Raw genomic sequence first — 16,602 nt, 5'->3', positions numbered from 1 at the left:
AATTGCATTATCCGCAATTATCCACGAGAGCTTTTTTACGCTTGCAAAACAAGCCTGGGCAGCGGTTTCCCGCTGCCCAAGATGATACGTCGTTCGGTTATCGCGTCAGCCTCAAACGGCCCAGCAGGAGCAACCGAGTGCACCGAAGAAGCCCTTGAGATCCGCGATCGGAAGCTTCGAGGTCCAGGCGCCGGCGTGGTCGTGGCCATGGACGCCGCAATCGCTGGCGCAGCCGCAGGTGGAGATGGCCGTGCGGCGCAGCGAGCGTGCGCCAGCGCCATCGGGCTCGCCCCAGGCAGCGTAGCCGCCGAACTTGCGCACCGGAGACCAATCCGGCATGGCGGGCGGGATGTTGCTTTCGTCATATTTGGCGAAATCACCCGAGCCATAGACGATCTTGCCGCCGACCATTGTGAGATCGGAGGTGAGGAACGAGATCTCGTCCTCGGCGCAGGCAAAGAAGTCCTTGCTCGGCACCACGAGATCGGCGAACTGGCCCTTCTCGATGCGGCCCTTCTTGCCTTCTTCGTTGGAGAACCAGGTGACCTTTTCCGTCCACATGCGCAGTGCCGTCTCGCGGTCCAGGCAATTGGCGCGCGGATAGAGCTGCATGCCGCCGACCGTTTTGCCCGTCACCATCCAGGAGAGCGACACCCATGGATTATAGGAGGCGACGCGGGTGGCGTCGGTGCCGGCCGAGACGTTGACGCCCTTCTCGATCATGCGCTTGATCGGCGGCGTGGCTTCGGCGACACCGTGGCCATAGCGCTCGACGAAGTATTCGCCTTGATAGGCCATGCGATGCTGCGTGGCGATACCGCCGCCGAGTGCCGCGATACGGTCGATCGAACGCTCCGAGATTGTCTCGGCATGGTCGAAGAACCAGTTGAGGCCTTCCAGCGGAATGTCCTTGTTGACCTTCTCGAAGACATCAAGCGAACGCGAGATGGTTTCGTCATAGGTGGCGTGCATGCGCCACGGCCAGCGGTTTTCGGCCAGAACCCGCACGACTTCCTCGAGCTCGCCTTCCATCTCCGGCGCCATTTCCGGGCGCGGCTGGCGGAAGTCCTCGAAGTCGGCGGCGGAGAAGACCAGCATCTCGCCGGCGCCGTTGTGACGGAAATAGTCGTTGCCCTGCTTGTATTTGACCGAGGACGTCCAGTTGAGGAAATCCTCTTTCTCGGCCTTCGGCTTCTGTGTGAAGAGGTTATAGGCGAGACGAACGGTCAGCTGGTTTTCGTCGGAGAGCTTCTGGATGACCTCGTAGTCATCCGGATAATTCTGGTTGCCACCGCCGGCATCGATCACGCCGGTCACGCCGAGACGATTGAGCTCGCGCATGAAGTGGCGGGTGGAATTGACCTGGTAATCGAATGGCAGCTTAGGGCCCTTGGCCAGCGTCGAGTAGAGGATGCCGGCGTTCGGCTTGGCAAGCAGCATGCCCGTCGGGTTGCCGTTGGCGTCGCGGGTGATCTCGCCGCCGGGCGGGTTGGGCGTGTCGCGAGTGTAACCGACAGCGCGGAGCGCAGCGCCGTTGAGCAGTGCGCGGTCATAGAGATGCAGCAGGAAGACGGGGGTATCCGGCGCGACCGCATTGATCTCCTCGATCGTCGGCAGGCGCTTTTCGGCGAACTGGTGTTCAGTGAAGCCGCCGACGACGCGAACCCATTGCGGGGCCGGCGTGATCGCCACCTGGCGCTTCAGCATGTCCATGGCATCCGCCAGCGAACGAACGCCATCCCAGCGCAGTTCCATGTTGTAGTTCAGGCCGCCGCGCACGACGTGGGTGTGGTTGTCGATCAGGCCGGGCAGGACGCGCTTGCCCTTGAGGTCGACGATCTTGGTGTCCGGGCCGGCGAGCGCCATGATCTCGGCGTCGGTACCGACTTCCAGAAAGGCACCGTCCTTGATGGCGACGGCGCTGGCGGTTGGGTTGGTGCGATCGAGCGTGGTGATCAAACCGTGATGGAGGATGAGGTCGGCGAACATGGGAAATGCTCCAGGCTTCATTATTAATATTGATTTCAACGCTTTGCGCCGGGATTGGCCGGGCTGGGCCCCGCCGCAAGCGAATCTCCTCTTGCGGTGTCAGCTATCAGACTTGTGCTGATCCTGGCGAGACACGACGACGTCATTGCGGCTCTCGCCCTTCGGCATATGGCCGAACATGTGCGGCTTGATCTGGTTGATCCAGGAGACGGCCGCCGGCTCCCTGGCGATCAGTGTCTTGGCGAAGGGGATGAGCTGCTCGCCGACCAGAATGCCAAGCAGGCCGACAAGAGCCACGATCGGTGGCGCGGGAGAGCGAACATTGAGCAGGCTGTAGACGATACCGACCAGAAGACCGGCGCCGATGGAAAGAAGGTAGAGTTTCATGGGGGCTTCCTCGACTCTAGATGAAAGCCGCTTCCGCATCTGGACATTCGATCCTGCGGAAGCGGCGGTGACGGGTGATTACTTGGCTGGGTTAGGGCCGATGCGCTTTCCGTGGCTGACGCGCTCGGCGCCGCCGTGGACATGCGTGACCGCATAGTCGATGCCCATGCCATAGGCGCCGGAATGTTCCTTCACCAGCGAGGTGACGGCGTTGTAGGTTTCCTTGCGGGCCCAGTCGCGCTGCCATTCGAGCATGACCTGCTGCCAGGTCACGGGGATGACGCCGGCCTGTACCATGCGGTCCATCGCATATTTGTGGGCGTCGACCGAGGTGCCGCCGGATGCATCGGCGACCATGTAGATTTCGTAATCGGGAACGTCATTGAGGGCGGAAAGCGCGAAGGTGGTGTTGCACACTTCCGTCCACAGGCCGGAGACGACGATCTTCTTGCGGCCGCCGGCGGCGTTCTTGGCGAGGGCGTCGCGGACGTTCTGGTCGTCCCAGGAGTTCATCGACGTGCGCTCCAGAATGTCGTTCTCCGGGAACACGCCGAGCAGTTCCGGGAAGGTGTTGCCGGAGAAGCTTTCCGTCTCGACCGTCGTGATCGTGGTCGGAATGTTGAAGATCTTGGCAGCCTTGGCGAGACCGACGACATTATTCTTCAGCGTCTGGCGGTCGATCGACTGGACACCGAAAGCCATCTGCGGCTGCTGGTCGATGAAGATGAGCTGGCTGTTTGCAGGGGTCAGGACTTCGAGCTTGGACATTTGATTTCTCCGTTTAGGTTTTGATTGCCGGTCTGGCGCTTAAGGATTGAGATGCCTCCGGCGGTCGGCTGCCTGCCTCAGGCAGCCGTTCGAAGGCGGAAATTGTCGGTGTTAGAGGGGCGCGGCAGTTTGCCGTGCGGGTTATGCTGCGAGCGGAACGAGGTTCTCTTCGATCTGGCCGCGATAGGCTTCATACCGGGTCGGCAGCTTCAAGGCCTCGCCGAGGTGGGCGGTATCTTCGTCGCGGTCGAAACCGGGCTCGTTCGTTGCGATTTCGAACAGGATGCCACCAGGCGTTCTGAAGTAGATTGCCCAGAAGTAATCGCGGTCGATAACCGGCGTCACCTGGTAGCCCGTGTCCATCAGGGCCTTGCGCACTTCGAGTTGCTTTTCGCGGTTCTCGACGGCAAAGGCGATGTGGTGGACAGAACCGGCGCCTTGGCGGGCAAACGGTGTCTTCGGAAGCGACGCGATGTCGATTGTATCGGCACCATTGCCACCGGGAATGATGAACCGCGTCACATCACCTTCGACCTCGGCTCGCTCATAGCCCATGAACTGCAGCAGTTCGGATGTGGCGGCGGTGTCGTGCAGATCGAAGCGCGCGCCGGAGAAGCCGCGGATCGCATTGTCTTCCGAGATGCCGTCGGCAAGCCATGGAGCGCGGGCGTCTTCGGCGGCTTCGATCAGCGCCAGTCCATCGCCATCAGGGCCGGCGAAGCGCAGGCGGTTGGCACCGAAGACCGTGTCGGTCTTCAGACCGACGACACCCTGGGCCGTCAGGCGGTCTTTCCAGAAAGCCAGCGATCCCTTCGGGATGGAGAACTGCGTCTCGCTGACTTCACCGACGCCGGGGCGGCCGGTCATCATGTGCGGGAAAGGGAAGTAGGTCATGACCGTGCCGGGCGTGCCGTTTTCATCGCCGTAGTAGAGGTGGTAGACGCTCGGGTCGTCGAAGTTGACGGTCTTCTTGACGCGGCGCAGGCCAAGTGCGTTGGTGAAGAACCGGTTGTTTTCTCGGGCATCCGACGCCATCGAAGTGACGTGGTGCAGTCCCTTGATATCCTTGATCATGGCCGTTGCCTTTCTCTGTGGGCGTTGCCGTTTCGATGACCAGAGATGTAACCGGGTTGATTGCATTGCGGAATTGCAATATTCCTGTCGAATGAATTGCGATTTTTGAAATAATTGAGATGAACGACTATAAAGCCCTGAAAACCTTCCTGCTCGCCGCCGAAAAGCGCAACTTCGCCCAGGTCGCCCGCGAGCTCGACATGACACCCGCCGCCGTCACCCGTGCGATCGCGGCCCTCGAGGACGATCTCGGCGTTCAGCTTTTCGTGCGGACCACGCGCCAGGTATCGCTGACCACTGATGGCGCCGTCTTCGCGGCGCAGATCCAGCCGGCGATCGAAGCGCTCGAAAACGCCCGCAAGGACGTCAAGAACGCGCACAAGTCCGACCAGGGGCGGCTGCGGATCAGCGCGCCGACCTGGCTTGGCAAGACGATCCTCACGCCAATTCTCTCGGGCTTCCGCGAGCTCTATCCGAAGATGAGCTTCGAGGTTTCGCTGTCGGACGGCTTGGTCAACATCATCGACGACGACTACGATCTCGCCATCCGCATTTCGTCCGCGCCCTCGGACAAGTTCACCATCTGGCGCAAGATCAGGGCCGTGCCGAGGATCTTGGTGGCAGCACCGGGCAGCCGTTTCACGGAGATGCAGCATCCCAACGAGCTGACGCCTGACGATTGCCTCGCCTATAGCGGCGAGAGCCGGCGCGAGAACTGGGCCCTGTCGGACGGCGGATCGAGCATCTCGATCTCGGCCGGCCGCGCATTCAGCGCCAACAATGGCGAAGTGCTCGCCGATATGGCCGCCGATGGCGTGGGTGTCGCGATGCTTCCGGGCTTTCACATCGCCGAGCATATCCGCACCGGCCGGCTGGTTCACGTGCTGCCCGGCTGGGCGCCGCCGGAACTCTGGCTGACGCTCTATTACCCCCCCTATCAGGCTCTGCCGCCGCGTATCGCGACATTCTCGAAGTTTTTCGAAGAGCAGCTGCCAGCCCATATGGTCATGCTCGACTAGGGGCTCACGAAGTTGGACCATCGGCTTCACCAAGGGGCCTGCTCAGAAGCTTCTCAAGCAAAGCGAGGCCTTGCTTGAGACGCGTTCGATAGAGACCTTACTGCGCGCTTCTCAGTGGATCGAGCACGGGACGCCCTGCCGACAGGCGAAACTCCAGCTCGGTTCTCGCGACAAACCAGAAGCCACCGGCGATGGCCAGGTTCTTCAGAAAGTTGATCGACTGGCCGGCCTGCTGGGCGGGCGCGGCCGCCCAGAACTGATGAAGCATTAGGGCCGTCAACACCGTATAGCCGGCAAGAAGCACGCTGAGGATCATGACTTGGTACCCGGCGATAAGAACAATCGGCGCAACAAGCTCGAACGCGGTGACCAGATAGGCCATCAGCATCGGTACGGGAAATCCGAAATCGGTCAGTCGCGTCGCAACCGATGCCGGGTCCATCAGCTTCCCGACCCCGCTGTAGAGAAAGAGGATCGACATCAAAATCCGCGCTGCAATGTCCAGGCGGCGAAGTGCGGCTGTATTCATGGTGAGTTCCTTGTTTGAATATCGAGGCGCCGGACGATACGTGAAAGCCGCGCAGGTCATTGCCGTGCACCATACAGCCGAGCATCTATCGTCCAACGCAAGCAATATATATGTTCTCAACATATTATGTTATTAACAAACAAGTGATGCGTCCGTGTGCGGCTCCGCCTGGTTATTCTAGAATTCGTCCGTTATCGGGCTTGATGCAAACCGTGAAATGGCGTCTACCCTCTGGGTCGGCCTCCCGTTCACGAGAAGGGACCGAAAAGTGGATCAGCGTCATCGGGTGCCGATCCTAAGGCCGCCTCGACGAAGCAGCGCCCAAAAAGGCCAGCAAAGGAATTGCCTATGGAAAGACATGACATGCCGCAGCAAGCCGCTTTTCGACGTGCTTCCGCCCTGGCCGCGCGCCTTGTCGCCATGCTCTCGGTCGTTGCGGCTACATCGGCCTGCGTTTCGTCCGAGACCGGCCCCACCGCCTCGGGCCTGGCCTCGCTTCGCGGCCAACCGCTTGCAAAGGCGACGTCCATGTTCGGCGAACCGACAGGCGAAATCCGTATCGGTGGGCGCCACACCGTCTTCTGGCAAAAGAGTTATACCGAACAATATGCTGCGCCGAGTGTGATCCGTATGGTTTCGGGACGAGACAGCCAGTCGGCGACGCAGGAGACCGAGAGCCTTAAACTCAAGACACGAACGCACACCTGCATCGTCAAACTGTCGGTGGACGATCAGCGCGTGATCAAGGATGCAGTGTTTGACGGGGATCGAACACGCTGCGGCGAGATGATCTCGCCTGTGTCGTGATGGTTTGACGGATCGCGAGTTTGCGTGAAACTCAATCAAGTCTTTCGAGGTGCGCCCATATGCAGCAGCTCGTTCCATCCAGCTTGAGCAGACCCGCACTTTGCTACGCTTGTTTTTGATGTATTTTCCGATGTGGAAGCCCCACACCAAACGATAAGTGGCCCTGAATTTGACTGAGGAAATTGAAAGCGTCGGCGACTTTCGCATGCCGGAGATGATCGCCGCGGAAACCGGCAAGGTTCTCACGGAACAGGAAGCCTATCTGTTCCTGATCAGGGCAGCGGAGATTGTCAGTGCGCCGGTAGCCGATCTTTTTGCGTCCAACGGTGTTTCCGGCAAGCAGTACAACGCGTTGCGGGCAATTCGCCGCGCTGGGCCGGCCGGCGCGACGGTCAATGAGATCCGCCATCAGATGACAGACCCGCGCGCTGACGTCACGAGGCTGATCGATCGCCTTGTACGCGACCGCCTCGTCAAGCGCAGAAATGATAAGAGCGATCGTCGTATCGTCAGGGTCGTCCTGTCGGAGACCGGCAACCAGGTTCTGGCGAACATCGATGCACCCTTGCTGGAGGTGCATATGGCGCAGTTTCGTCAATTTGACGCCGATGAACTCGCGCAGTTGAAGAGCCTGCTGAAGAAGATCAGTTCGGCGGGCCCTGTCGAACAACCCTCGGAATAATCCCTCCGCCGTCAAGACGGACGATCGGAAGGTATCAGGCGAGTACCGACCGCAGACGGCCGGACTTCGGCGAGCGTCGGCCCCGACGAAGCAGTTCAGGCGCCCCTCCGCGTAAAGGGAGAGGCGCCTTTATCTTTAGAAAATCAGGCTGCAGCCGGCTTCCTGCGAAGGAACAGCCCAATCAGCAGGATCAGGACGATGGCTGCCGCGCAGGCGCCGCCCCACATTAGCCAAGGCGTCGCCCTGATCAGTAGCGGCACCTCGCCGCCATTGCGTAATGTGACTACATCCTGCTCGCTCACCTTCAGCGTATCATTGCCGAAGCGCGCAAGAACATAGTTCGACACGGCAGCGATCTGCGCGTTGGTCAGCTGGTTCTTGAAGGCCGGCATCGCCACGGTGACGTCGTTCGTCGGGCGGTGAATGCCCTCGACGATCGCCATGACCAGGTTGCTTGCCGTCAAGCCGCCGGTTGCGCGGTTGCTGGTCAGCGACGGATAGAACTGGTCTTGCGTGCCCGAACCGTTCAGCTGGTGGCAGGTTGCGCAGGCGCTGACATAGAGCTCCTGGCCGTCGACCGACGAACCATTCTGCATGGCAGCCGGCGAGCGGTCGATCGCGTAGTCGAGCTTGGCGATATCGTCAGGTTTCGCATCCTTGTGCGCGAAGGCTGGCACGGTCTGGCCGGCGGCGCGGATCGGCGGCACCGTCTTCAAGTACACGGCCATCGCCGTCAGATCCTCATCCGACATATGGCGGAAGCTGTGTTCAACCGCCTCGGCCATCGGTCCCGCGGCCTGCGACTTGCCGACGGCAATGCCGTGCTTCAGGTAGGCGACGATTTCCTGCGTGTTCCAACCGCCGATGCCGCTGATCGGATCAGACGTGATGTTCGGCGCATGCCAGCCGCCGACATCGCCGCCGCCGAGATACTGGCCGGCATCTTCGGCCATGAAGGTGTTGCGCGGAGTGTGGCAGGCGCCGCAGTGGGCGAGCGCATCGACCAGATACTTGCCGCGCTCGGCGGCACCCGGCGCAACCGCCGCGCTATCGAACGGCGTGGCGCGGTTGAACAGGAGGTTCCAGCCGAACATCGCGATGCGCTGATTGAACGGGAATGGCAGCGTCGTCTTTGCCGACGGCGCTTCGTCCACCGGCGCAACGTCGTGGGTCAGATAAGTGTAGAGCGCATGGATGTCTTCATCCGTCATGCCGCGATAGGCGGTATAGGGCATGGCCGGGTAGAGATGGCCGCGAGGGGCGACACCGTTTCTGACGGCATCGGTAAACTGCGCTTCTGTCCAGTTGCCGATGCCGAACTCCTTGGAGGGAGTGATGTTCGGCGCGACGATCGGGCCCATCGGCGAGGCGATCGTGTAGCCGCCGGCGAACGGCTTGCCGTCGGGCGCCGCAGTCCGGTGGCAGGCCATGCAGTCGGACGCGATGGACACGGCGTGCCCACGCTCGATGAGAGCCTTGAGGTCGGCGTCCTGCGCGAAGGTCGGCATAGCGGAGAAAACGAGAGCGCCGACGGCGGCCGAGAGCGAAAGGATCGTGTTGCGCATCTCAGACCTCCTTGGAGATGATGTCGGCGGTGCGCAGACCGAGCGCGATACCGGCAAGGGTGGGGTTGAGAACGCTCGACGACGGCAGGAGGCCGGTCGTCGACAGGAACAGGTTGTCGTGATCCCAGGTGCGGCCCTCATGATTGGTCACCGAGGTCTTGGAATCGGCGCCCATCATCACTGTGCCCATGACGTGAGCGTGGTTCTGCCAGCCGGTCTTGTCGTTGATGACCTTGCCGCCCATGGCACGCACGAACGTGCCGTAGTCTTCCATACACAGATCGCGTGCCTTCTCGACATACTCGTCGCCGTCGAGATCGTAGTTGAAGGAGAGCGTCGGGATGCCGAGCGCATCCTTCTTCGTCGTCGACAGCGTCACGCGGTTGGTGGCGCGCGGCAGGGTTTCAAACATGCTTTCGATCACCACCCAGCGGGCGGAGAGATGGCGGATCTGCTCGTCGAGTTCCGGTCCAACGACGCCCTGCTTGATCAGCATTTCGGCGACGTCGCGGTTCGGCACGTTGTTGTGCGGCGCATGCTTGATGGCCGAGTGCTGGCCGCGCCAGTCGCCATCACGCCACTTGAAGATCGCACCCTGCTGCACCTGGCCACGGCCGGGCCAGAGCGGCTCGTCGGCGGTGAAGATCAGGCTGATACCCGGATGGTCCATCAGGTGGCGGCCGACCAAGTCGTTGGAATTGGCGACGTCGGAAAGGAGTAGCAGCTTCGGCGTCTCGATGCCGTTGGCGGCAACGATGAAGGCCTTCGCGGTCAGCCGGACGTCGTCGCCCTTCGGCGTGCGGTAGTGGACGGCGACGATCTTGCCGCCCTCGCCCTTTTCCAGATTGTAGGCCGTGGCGTTCGTGATGATCTTGGCGCCGGCATCCTGGGCGTGGCGGGCATGCACATCGCCAGAATACATCGCGCCGATGGGACAGACGGGCATGCAGTTGTTGTTGCCCGAGCAGGCCGGACGGCCGTCATAGGGCTTGTTGGTACGACCGTTTGGCTCGTGGATGAAATTGTAGCCTTCGGCGCCGATGCGCTCCTTCAACCGCTGGAAGTAATAGGTTTCGCCTTCCGCCGTGACCGGATAGGGCTTGGAACGCGGCGGGTGCGCACCACCACCGTGGCCGGACTGGTCGTCCGTATCGCTGCCGGCGACGCCGAGATTGTATTCGGCCAGATCGCACCACGGCTCGAGGTCGGAATACTCCATCGGCCAGTCATTGCTGACGCCATAGAGCGACTTCATCTTCATGTCGTTCGGGAGGAAGCGCCAGGTCGCCGCCGCCCAGTGCCACGTCGTGCCGCCGACCAGCGACAGCTGATAGGGGACGTAGTGAAAATTGCCGGTGTTCTCGATGTAATCCTTATCAAAGGAGGACATCGCCCAGGGGAATGTCGGATACGGATCGTTGAGGTTGTTCTTGCGCGGCGAGGAGCGGAAGTTCTCGACGATCTTCCAGCGCGGGATTCACTCCCCCGTTTCGAGAATGATGACGGACTTGCCGCGTTGAGCAAGCAGATGCGCGGCGTTGCTGCCGATCGCGCCGGAGCCGATGACGATCACATCAGCGTCGTATTGGGTAGCCATGACAATATCCTGGGCTGGCCGGTCCCGGAAGAGGCCAGCTTATCAATGAGTTGAATTGGGAGAGGGAGGGAGGTTAGTCGGTAGCGAGGCTTGCCGGCGGTTCGACCCAGTAGTTGGTGTGTCCGCGTGCATAGGTGGGAACGATGGTGACGTCCTTGGTCGGCTCGTACATCAGCGCGCCGGCAAAGGCGACGAAGCGGGCATCGTCATGATTGGCTTCGCCTTCGGGCGTGCCGGTGTAGCCGAGATACCAGGCCGAGATGATCTTCATCGCGGTCGGCGACAGATCCGGATTGGCGGCGGCGAATTCCCTGAAGTTGCGCATGTCGGTGAGACCGGCCTGCTCCATCGCCTGGCTGAGCTTCAGGGCTGCTGCCGGAAACGACGCATCCTCGGCCGAAAGCGCGGCGAATGCGCGCGCCGAGATTTGCGCATCAAGCGTGGCACGATTGGTCAAGCGCTGCGAAAGCGCCAGAAAAGCCTTCTCGTCAATCGCTTCCTGCGCGAAAGCCGCGCCGGGACAGATGCCGAACGCAACCGCAGTGACACCCGCGATGCCCAGGCCGAGCACACCGCGTCTGCCGAGCTTCAAAGTTGATAGTGATTTGTCTTCCATATGCCGTGTCCCGACGAACGCTTCAAACAATGGCACCCTTCGATTTGCATCGACGATGCCACTACCGCGTCCGAGAATTGGTTTTGCCCATTGGCGAATTCGCAGCACCCGCGACAAGATGTCTTGTGCGCTGCGACAAAAGGACTAATCCGGCTGCTGCAATGCAGCAACAATGTTCCTTGATGGAAGTCCATCAAGTTTGCGCATTGTCAACTGTTGGGTTTCGTGCCGCTATCTTAGAGATTTTCGCTACAGTAAATCCTCAGTTCCCGCTTCTGCACCGGCACGAGCATGAACTTTTCTTCGCGACACCGGTGCAGAACATCAAGGAGCGCATGAGATGCTTGCTGATTCGGATCCTGATCTAGAACGAAGTCGAGAACTCCCGTTTTCAGGTACGACTGGTGAACGCTGCTCTTCTCATGCGCGATCCAGACCGGCCGATCGGCACGTCTTCTCAGTGTCTCGCCGATTTCGACCGAATCGTGGCCAGTGTCATAAATCCCCACCACACCGTATTTATCGAGCAGGTTTGTCACAAGACTGGATAGCTTGTGATTGCGGTCATAGGTCGGATGCACCTGTACCTCGAACCGATCCGCGACCATCTGGCGGAAGCCTTCGATCCTCTGTGTATGTTCAACACGCCGCTCATGTGGCGGCAAAACGGCCAGCACGCCTTCGCGCCGAAGCAGCCCTGCCATCAGCTTGCCGGCCGTGCGACCGGCGGCAACATTGTCGATGCCGCTATGCGTGTGGCCGGACAGGCCCGGAATCTCCGTCGTCAATGTCCCCACAATCTCGCCCCGGTCCATGACCTCCTGCAAGGCAGGCGCGATTTCGGCTCCGGCATCGGCCGCTATGATCAAGGCCGCCCTCGGCGCGGCGGGGTTGAGGATGGCGCGTCGCCAAAGCGCCGCATCGTTCTCTTTCAAGTGCGTCCGCTGCATCACATAGTGCCGCGGCAGCGCGGCACCGTGGCGGACAAAGGCATCATCCAGCGATTGCCAGAACGGCGTCGAATTCTTTGGCAGGATCACTTCGATGCGTTTCGTCGTGTGCCAGATCTCGGGAAGAACCCGCACGAAGCCCAATCGCGCCGCAGCCTCGACGACGCAACGCGCCTTCTCCTCCGTAACGCCGCCGCGTTCGTTCAGGACACGATCGACCGTGCTGACGCTGACATCAGCGGCAAGCGCGATCGCTTCGTGTGATGCACGGCTGGACTTCGACTTCATTCTTAAAACGGCCTCGTCTAAATTACGCGGCCGCGTATTAGGACGTTACGGTCGATCAGCGCAAGCCATCCAGGCCTGAGCAGGCCGGGGCAAAGAGTCGCTGCCACACAGGCATTGAGAGGGTCTCGCAGAATTTCGATGATTTGGCCCCGCCGTTTGTTGCAATACTGATACAACAGGCTCTTTATACCTTGGGCCCGGGCCGAAGCCTTGGCGGCGGCATCGTCGTCAGCAAGAACGCATTTCAGTCGTCGTAACCATCCGTTCCAGCCTCGGAGTCCACATGACCGCAATGCCATCGCAACCGGATCAGGCGACCGCAGCCACTGGAAGGCGGCTTCCTGTCGTTCCCGCATCGGCCTTCGGCATCGTGCTCGGCATCGCGGGCCTTTCCAACGCCTGGCGCGCGGCCGCCGGCCACTTCGCGCTTCCCACTGCTGTCGGAGACGGCATTGCGCTTCTCGCGCTCGCCGTCTGGCTCGTTCTCATTTGTCTCTATGGACTGAAGTGGATCCTCTTCGCCGAGGAGGCGCGCAAGGAGATAGAGCATCCCGTCCAGTGCTGCTTCATCGGCCTCATCGGTGTCGCCACCATGCTCTGCGCAGCGATGGTCGCGCCGTTTTCCGGCGCGCTGGCGCTGGCATTCTATTGGATAGGCCTGCTCTGGACGCTCGCCTTCGCGATATGGCGGACGGGTGCCCTATGGCAGGGCGGGCGCGATCCGACCACGACGACGCCGGTCCTCTATCTCCCCACAGTTGCCGGATGCTATGTCGCGGCAATCGTCGGCGCGGCACTCGGCTATTCCGATCTGGCGCAACTGGCGTTCGGCGCGGGCTTCTTCTCGTGGCTGGCGATGGAATCCGTCATCCTGAACCGGCTGCTCAATGCAACGGAACTGGCCGAGCCCCTGCGTCCGACGATCGGCATCCAGCTCGCACCGCCGGCAGTCGGCGCCGCCGCCTATCTGAGCGTGACGAACGGATCGCCGGATCTGCTGGCCCATGCCATGGTGGGCTACGCCATGCTGCAGCTGCTTCTGGCGCTTCGCCTTCTCCCATGGGTCATGAAGCAGCCATTCGCTGCGTCCTATTGGGCCTTCTCCTTCGGTTTGACCGCGCTCGCCACCGATCTGATCCGTATGGTCGCCCGCGGCGAACAGGGCATCCTGTCGACGCTCGCCATGCCGTTGCTCTGGCTGGTGACGGCCGCGATCGCTTTGTTGGCGGCGAGAACAATCGTGCTTCTTTTCCGAGGGAAGCTGTTCCCGTTCGCCCGAGCCTGAGAGCCTCTAAGCGCGCAACCGCCTTCCCTCGGCATCGAAGAACAGCCGCTGGCTGGACGACAGATCGAGCGCGATAACGGCACCCGGCTCGATATCCGGCCCGGCTCGCTGCTCGACGACCAAGTTCTGCCCATCCTCAAGCGCGCAATAGATGTAGCGCGTGCCGCCGAGATATTCGAAAAACTCAACGCGCGCCGCGATCGACCGATCGCCGGTCTCGCCGATCACGATATGCTCCGGCCGAATGCCGATCATGAATTCCGTCCCGCGCTGAAGGCTCGCCGGCAGCCCCTGATCCTCGAAGCTCTTCTGTGCGATGTCGAAGCGACCATTGCCCTGAGCGACCGCCTTCAGGAAGTTCATCCTGGGCGAGCCGATGAAGCCGGCGACGAACATGTTGGACGGGTTTTCGTAGATTTCCCGTGGCGATCCCGATTGCTCGACCCGTCCGTTTCGAAGCACGACGATCTGGTCAGCCAGCGTCATCGCCTCGGTCTGGTCGTGCGTGACATAGATCATCGTGTTGCCGAGCTCACGATGAAGCCTGGCGATCTCGATACGCATCGAGACGCGCAGCTCCGCGTCGAGGTTCGACAAAGGCTCGTCGAACAGGAAGACGTCGGGCTCGCGAACGATCGCGCGGCCGATGGCCACGCGCTGCCGCTGGCCGCCGGAAAGCTGGCCGGGGCGGCGATCGAGAAGATGGTCGATCTTCAGGATGCCGGCCGCCTCGTCGACGCGGCGCTTGATTTCCGCCGCGTCAGTCTTTGCCATCTTCAAGCCGAATGCGAGGTTTTCGCGCACCGACATGTGCGGATAAAGCGCATAGGACTGGAAGACCATGGCGATGCCGCGATCGGAAGGGTCGAGATCGGTGACATCCCGCCCCTTGATGCTGATCTCGCCATCGGTCACCTCCTCCAGGCCGGCGATCATCCTGAGCAGCGTCGATTTTCCGCAGCCGGAGGGGCCGACGAACACGACGAAATCCCCCTCCTTGATATCGAGATCGATGCCGTGCACGACAGGCAGGCTGCCATAGGATTTTCGCACGTCCTTGAGCGAGACGCTCGCTGTTTCCATCGGGACCATCGGCCTACTTCCCGGTCTGGAGCCAGACCAGCATGGCGCCCGGCTCGCGGTTGTCCCAGAGATGATAGGGCACGAGCGTGACGGTTGCCGGCACCTGCTCTGCCGGACGGGTGCGGTACAGCGAACCGTTCCAGCCGCTGGCGTCTTCCCTGGAGACGTCGAGTTCGACCGCAACCGCGCCGTTCAGCCCTTCGATCGTCTTTGTGCGGTGACCGGCGAGCTTTTTCGGGACGACGAAGGCGTTGAGATCGTGGCCGTTGTCGGTTTCCTCGACGCAATAGATCAGCGGGCCGCGGGCGAGCGCGACGCGGCCGACGTCCTGGCGGACCTTCGGCGAGGCGTATTGCGGGCGCAGCTCCAGCGGAAGATCGAGCGCGATGACATCGCCCTTCTTCCAGGCGCGGTTGAGCCGCGCATAGCCGTCGATGACCGACGAAGCCAGATCGACCGTTTCGCCATTCACCTTCAGCGAGGCGCCCTCGGCCCATTCGGGAATGCGCAGCGCGAGGCCGAATTCGGCCGTGCCCCCGACATCAACATCAACATCGACGTCCATACGGATATCGCCATTCCACGGATAATCGGTGTGCTGCGTCAGCTTGACGTTACCGCCCTTGAGCTTGGCCTTGACGCTGCTCTCACCGTAAAGATGAACGGCGATCTCGTTGTCGGCGACCGCGTACATGTAGGAGCCGACCGAGGCGACGAGGCGGGCGATGTTCGGCGGGCAGCAAGGGCAGCGGTGCCAGACCCAGCGGTGGTGCTTGCCGGTGCTCTCGAGCGGATTGTCGTAGAAGAAGGTCTTGCCGTCGAGCGCAAGACCGGTCAGCGCGCCGTTGTACAGCGCCTGTTCCATGACGTCGGCATAGCGGCGGTTCGGGCCTCGGCCGAGCATGCGGCTTGCCCAGAAGACGAGGCCTACGGAGGCGCATGTTTCGGCATAGGCGGTGTCGTTGGGCAGGTCGTAATAATCGGTGAAGCCCTCATTGATCGCAGCCGGACCGATGCCGCCGGTGACATACATCTGCTTAACCGTCAGGTCGTCCCACAGCGTCTCCAGCGCGTTCGTCAGCGTGTCGTCGTGGTACTCGGTCGCGATGTCGGCCATGCCGGAATACTGGTACATGGCGCGCACGGCGTGGCCGACGACCTTCTCCTGCTCGCGCACGGGTTCATGCGCCTGGCTGTATTCATAGGTCTTGTGCACATAGTCCTTAGGATCGCGACCGCCGCGAATGGCTTCGGCGGTGAAGAAGTGCGGCTGCCGGCCGCGCTCGTCGATGAAGAACTTGGAGAGATCGAGGTATTTCTGCTCGCCCGTGACGCGCGCCATCTTTACCAGCGCGAGCTCCACTTCCTGGTGGCCGCAATAGCCGGGGATCTGGCCTTCGCCATGGCCGAAGACGGTGATCATGTGGTCGGCATAGCGGCACATGATGTCGAGCAGCTTGCGCTTGCCGGTTGCCTGGTAATAGGCGACGGCGGCTTCCATAAGATGGCCGGCACAATAGAGCTCGTGATGGTCGCGCAGGTTGGTCCAGCGCTTGCCGGGCTGCACGCGCTGGAACCAGGCGTTCACATAGCCATCTTCCTGCTGCAGCTTTTCATACATGTCGATGATGGCGTCGGCGCGCGCCTCAAGCTCCGCGTTCGGCTTGCGGTAGAGCGAGTAAGCGATGGTTTCGATCGATTTGCCGAGATCGGAATCCCAGAACATCTGCGTCGAGCCGGTCCACTTCTCGTCGATCGGGATGACGACGCCGGGGCTCGGCTGGTTCACGTCGATCGCCTGGATCATGCCGGCCTTTTCGCAGCGATCGAGCAGGATCGCCGCCGTGGAATCGCACACCGCATCCTGCCACTTGCCCCAGAAGCCATTGAGCTCGACATCAGGAACGGCGACCGGGCGGAACTGGCTCTTGTTTTCGGTAGTCATGTTTCAAATTCTCCTTTG

General features: G+C 61.4%; 16 protein-coding genes. 4 read left to right on the top strand and 12 right to left on the bottom strand.

What is annotated here, in order from left to right; translation table 11 throughout:
* Positions 1-111: 111 nt before the first annotated feature.
* From ACCD05_RS08715 to ACCD05_RS08700, 4 genes are all read right to left on the bottom strand, one after another.
* Positions 112-1,989 carry an amidohydrolase gene (locus ACCD05_RS08715; RefSeq protein ID WP_112435381.1) on the bottom strand — a complete coding sequence of 626 codons (1,878 nt, stop codon included), beginning with the start codon at positions 1,987-1,989 and terminating at the stop codon, positions 112-114.
* Between the two features lie 99 nt (positions 1,990-2,088).
* A complete protein-coding gene (locus ACCD05_RS08710) occupies positions 2,089-2,376 on the bottom strand; it encodes a XapX domain-containing protein (protein ID WP_112435380.1) in 288 nt (95 codons plus the stop codon).
* Positions 2,377-2,454: 78 nt separating this feature from the next.
* Complete coding sequence (locus tag ACCD05_RS08705) at positions 2,455-3,144, bottom strand: hydrolase (RefSeq protein ID WP_112435379.1); 690 nt, start codon at positions 3,142-3,144, stop codon at positions 2,455-2,457.
* Positions 3,145-3,285: 141 nt separating this feature from the next.
* Positions 3,286-4,218 carry a VOC family protein gene (locus tag ACCD05_RS08700; protein ID WP_112435378.1) on the bottom strand — a complete coding sequence of 311 codons (933 nt, stop codon included), beginning with the start codon at positions 4,216-4,218 and terminating at the stop codon, positions 3,286-3,288.
* 119 nt (positions 4,219-4,337) lie between these two features.
* On the opposite strand from ACCD05_RS08700, the gene ACCD05_RS08695 reads away from it, so the two are divergent.
* Positions 4,338-5,237, top strand: a complete 900-nt coding sequence (locus tag ACCD05_RS08695; RefSeq protein WP_112435377.1) for a LysR family transcriptional regulator — start codon at positions 4,338-4,340, stop codon at positions 5,235-5,237.
* A gap of 97 nt (positions 5,238-5,334) precedes the next feature.
* Here ACCD05_RS08695 and ACCD05_RS08690 read toward each other — a convergent pair whose 3' ends face one another.
* Positions 5,335-5,766 (bottom strand): DoxX family protein, encoded by a 432-nt coding sequence (locus ACCD05_RS08690; protein WP_413392087.1) that lies wholly within the window; start codon positions 5,764-5,766, stop codon positions 5,335-5,337.
* A gap of 348 nt (positions 5,767-6,114) precedes the next feature.
* On the opposite strand from ACCD05_RS08690, the gene ACCD05_RS08685 reads away from it, so the two are divergent.
* Positions 6,115-6,573, top strand: coding sequence for a hypothetical protein (locus tag ACCD05_RS08685; RefSeq protein WP_162717994.1), 459 nt, complete (start codon positions 6,115-6,117; stop codon positions 6,571-6,573).
* Between the two features lie 169 nt (positions 6,574-6,742).
* The gene (locus ACCD05_RS08680; RefSeq protein ID WP_112435437.1) at positions 6,743-7,255 is read left to right on the top strand and encodes a MarR family transcriptional regulator; all 513 of its coding nucleotides are present in this window, start codon (positions 6,743-6,745) and stop codon (positions 7,253-7,255) included.
* Between the two features lie 143 nt (positions 7,256-7,398).
* On the opposite strand, the gene ACCD05_RS08675 is transcribed toward ACCD05_RS08680, so the two are convergent.
* From ACCD05_RS08675 to ACCD05_RS08655, 5 genes are all read right to left on the bottom strand, one after another.
* Positions 7,399-8,820, bottom strand: coding sequence for a cytochrome c (locus ACCD05_RS08675; protein WP_112435374.1), 1,422 nt, complete (start codon positions 8,818-8,820; stop codon positions 7,399-7,401).
* A gap of 1 nt (position 8,821) precedes the next feature.
* Positions 8,822-10,210, bottom strand: coding sequence for a GMC family oxidoreductase (locus ACCD05_RS08670; protein WP_413392086.1), 1,389 nt, complete (start codon positions 10,208-10,210; stop codon positions 8,822-8,824).
* Between the two features lie 87 nt (positions 10,211-10,297).
* Positions 10,298-10,417 (bottom strand): FAD-dependent oxidoreductase, encoded by a 120-nt coding sequence (locus tag ACCD05_RS08665; RefSeq protein ID WP_413392085.1) that lies wholly within the window; start codon positions 10,415-10,417, stop codon positions 10,298-10,300.
* A gap of 73 nt (positions 10,418-10,490) precedes the next feature.
* On the bottom strand, positions 10,491-11,033 hold the full coding sequence (locus ACCD05_RS08660) for a sugar dehydrogenase complex small subunit (RefSeq protein ID WP_112435373.1): 543 nt from the start codon (positions 11,031-11,033) through the stop codon (positions 10,491-10,493).
* 236 nt (positions 11,034-11,269) lie between these two features.
* Entirely contained in the window at positions 11,270-12,271 is a 1,002-nt protein-coding gene (locus ACCD05_RS08655; RefSeq protein ID WP_112435372.1) for a LacI family DNA-binding transcriptional regulator, read from the bottom strand.
* 292 nt (positions 12,272-12,563) lie between these two features.
* Between ACCD05_RS08655 and tehA the strand changes: the two genes are divergently transcribed.
* Entirely contained in the window at positions 12,564-13,556 is a 993-nt protein-coding gene (tehA, locus tag ACCD05_RS08650) for a dicarboxylate transporter/tellurite-resistance protein TehA (protein ID WP_413392108.1), read from the top strand.
* A 6-nt stretch (positions 13,557-13,562) separates the two neighbouring features.
* Here tehA and ACCD05_RS08645 read toward each other — a convergent pair whose 3' ends face one another.
* Together ACCD05_RS08645 and ACCD05_RS08640 are read right to left on the bottom strand one after the other, a co-directional pair.
* Complete coding sequence (locus tag ACCD05_RS08645; RefSeq protein WP_112435370.1) at positions 13,563-14,648, bottom strand: sn-glycerol-3-phosphate ABC transporter ATP-binding protein UgpC; 1,086 nt, start codon at positions 14,646-14,648, stop codon at positions 13,563-13,565.
* A gap of 4 nt (positions 14,649-14,652) precedes the next feature.
* Entirely contained in the window at positions 14,653-16,584 is a 1,932-nt protein-coding gene (locus tag ACCD05_RS08640; protein ID WP_413392084.1) for a glycoside hydrolase family 127 protein, read from the bottom strand.
* Positions 16,585-16,602 lie beyond the last annotated feature (18 nt).

This window comes from Rhizobium sp. Rhizsp42, from assembly GCF_047304155.1.
Classification (GTDB): Bacteria; Pseudomonadota; Alphaproteobacteria; order Rhizobiales; family Rhizobiaceae; genus Rhizobium.
Note: the sequence above shows the minus strand (reverse complement) of the source record. Positions and strands in the feature narration are given on the sequence as shown.

Excerpts from the sequence above, each read along its gene's own strand:
- ACCD05_RS08715 (WP_112435381.1), bottom strand. The coding sequence starts at position 1,989 with ATGTTCGCCGACCTCATCCTCCATCACGGTTTGATCACCACGCTCGAT.
- ACCD05_RS08710 (WP_112435380.1), bottom strand. The coding sequence starts at position 2,376 with ATGAAACTCTACCTTCTTTCCATCGGCGCCGGTCTTCTGGTCGGTATC.
- ACCD05_RS08705 (WP_112435379.1), bottom strand. The coding sequence starts at position 3,144 with ATGTCCAAGCTCGAAGTCCTGACCCCTGCAAACAGCCAGCTCATCTTC.
- ACCD05_RS08700 (WP_112435378.1), bottom strand. The coding sequence starts at position 4,218 with ATGATCAAGGATATCAAGGGACTGCACCACGTCACTTCGATGGCGTCG.
- ACCD05_RS08695 (WP_112435377.1), top strand. The coding sequence starts at position 4,338 with ATGAACGACTATAAAGCCCTGAAAACCTTCCTGCTCGCCGCCGAAAAG.
- ACCD05_RS08690 (WP_413392087.1), bottom strand. The coding sequence starts at position 5,766 with ATGAATACAGCCGCACTTCGCCGCCTGGACATTGCAGCGCGGATTTTG.
- ACCD05_RS08685 (WP_162717994.1), top strand. The coding sequence starts at position 6,115 with ATGGAAAGACATGACATGCCGCAGCAAGCCGCTTTTCGACGTGCTTCC.
- ACCD05_RS08675 (WP_112435374.1), bottom strand. The coding sequence starts at position 8,820 with ATGCGCAACACGATCCTTTCGCTCTCGGCCGCCGTCGGCGCTCTCGTT.
- ACCD05_RS08670 (WP_413392086.1), bottom strand. The coding sequence starts at position 10,210 with ATGTCCTCCTTTGATAAGGATTACATCGAGAACACCGGCAATTTTCAC.
- ACCD05_RS08665 (WP_413392085.1), bottom strand. The coding sequence starts at position 10,417 with ATGGCTACCCAATACGACGCTGATGTGATCGTCATCGGCTCCGGCGCG.
- ACCD05_RS08660 (WP_112435373.1), bottom strand. The coding sequence starts at position 11,033 with ATGGAAGACAAATCACTATCAACTTTGAAGCTCGGCAGACGCGGTGTG.
- ACCD05_RS08655 (WP_112435372.1), bottom strand. The coding sequence starts at position 12,271 with ATGAAGTCGAAGTCCAGCCGTGCATCACACGAAGCGATCGCGCTTGCC.
- tehA (WP_413392108.1), top strand. The coding sequence starts at position 12,564 with ATGCCATCGCAACCGGATCAGGCGACCGCAGCCACTGGAAGGCGGCTT.
- ACCD05_RS08645 (WP_112435370.1), bottom strand. The coding sequence starts at position 14,648 with ATGGTCCCGATGGAAACAGCGAGCGTCTCGCTCAAGGACGTGCGAAAA.
- ACCD05_RS08640 (WP_413392084.1), bottom strand. The coding sequence starts at position 16,584 with ATGACTACCGAAAACAAGAGCCAGTTCCGCCCGGTCGCCGTTCCTGAT.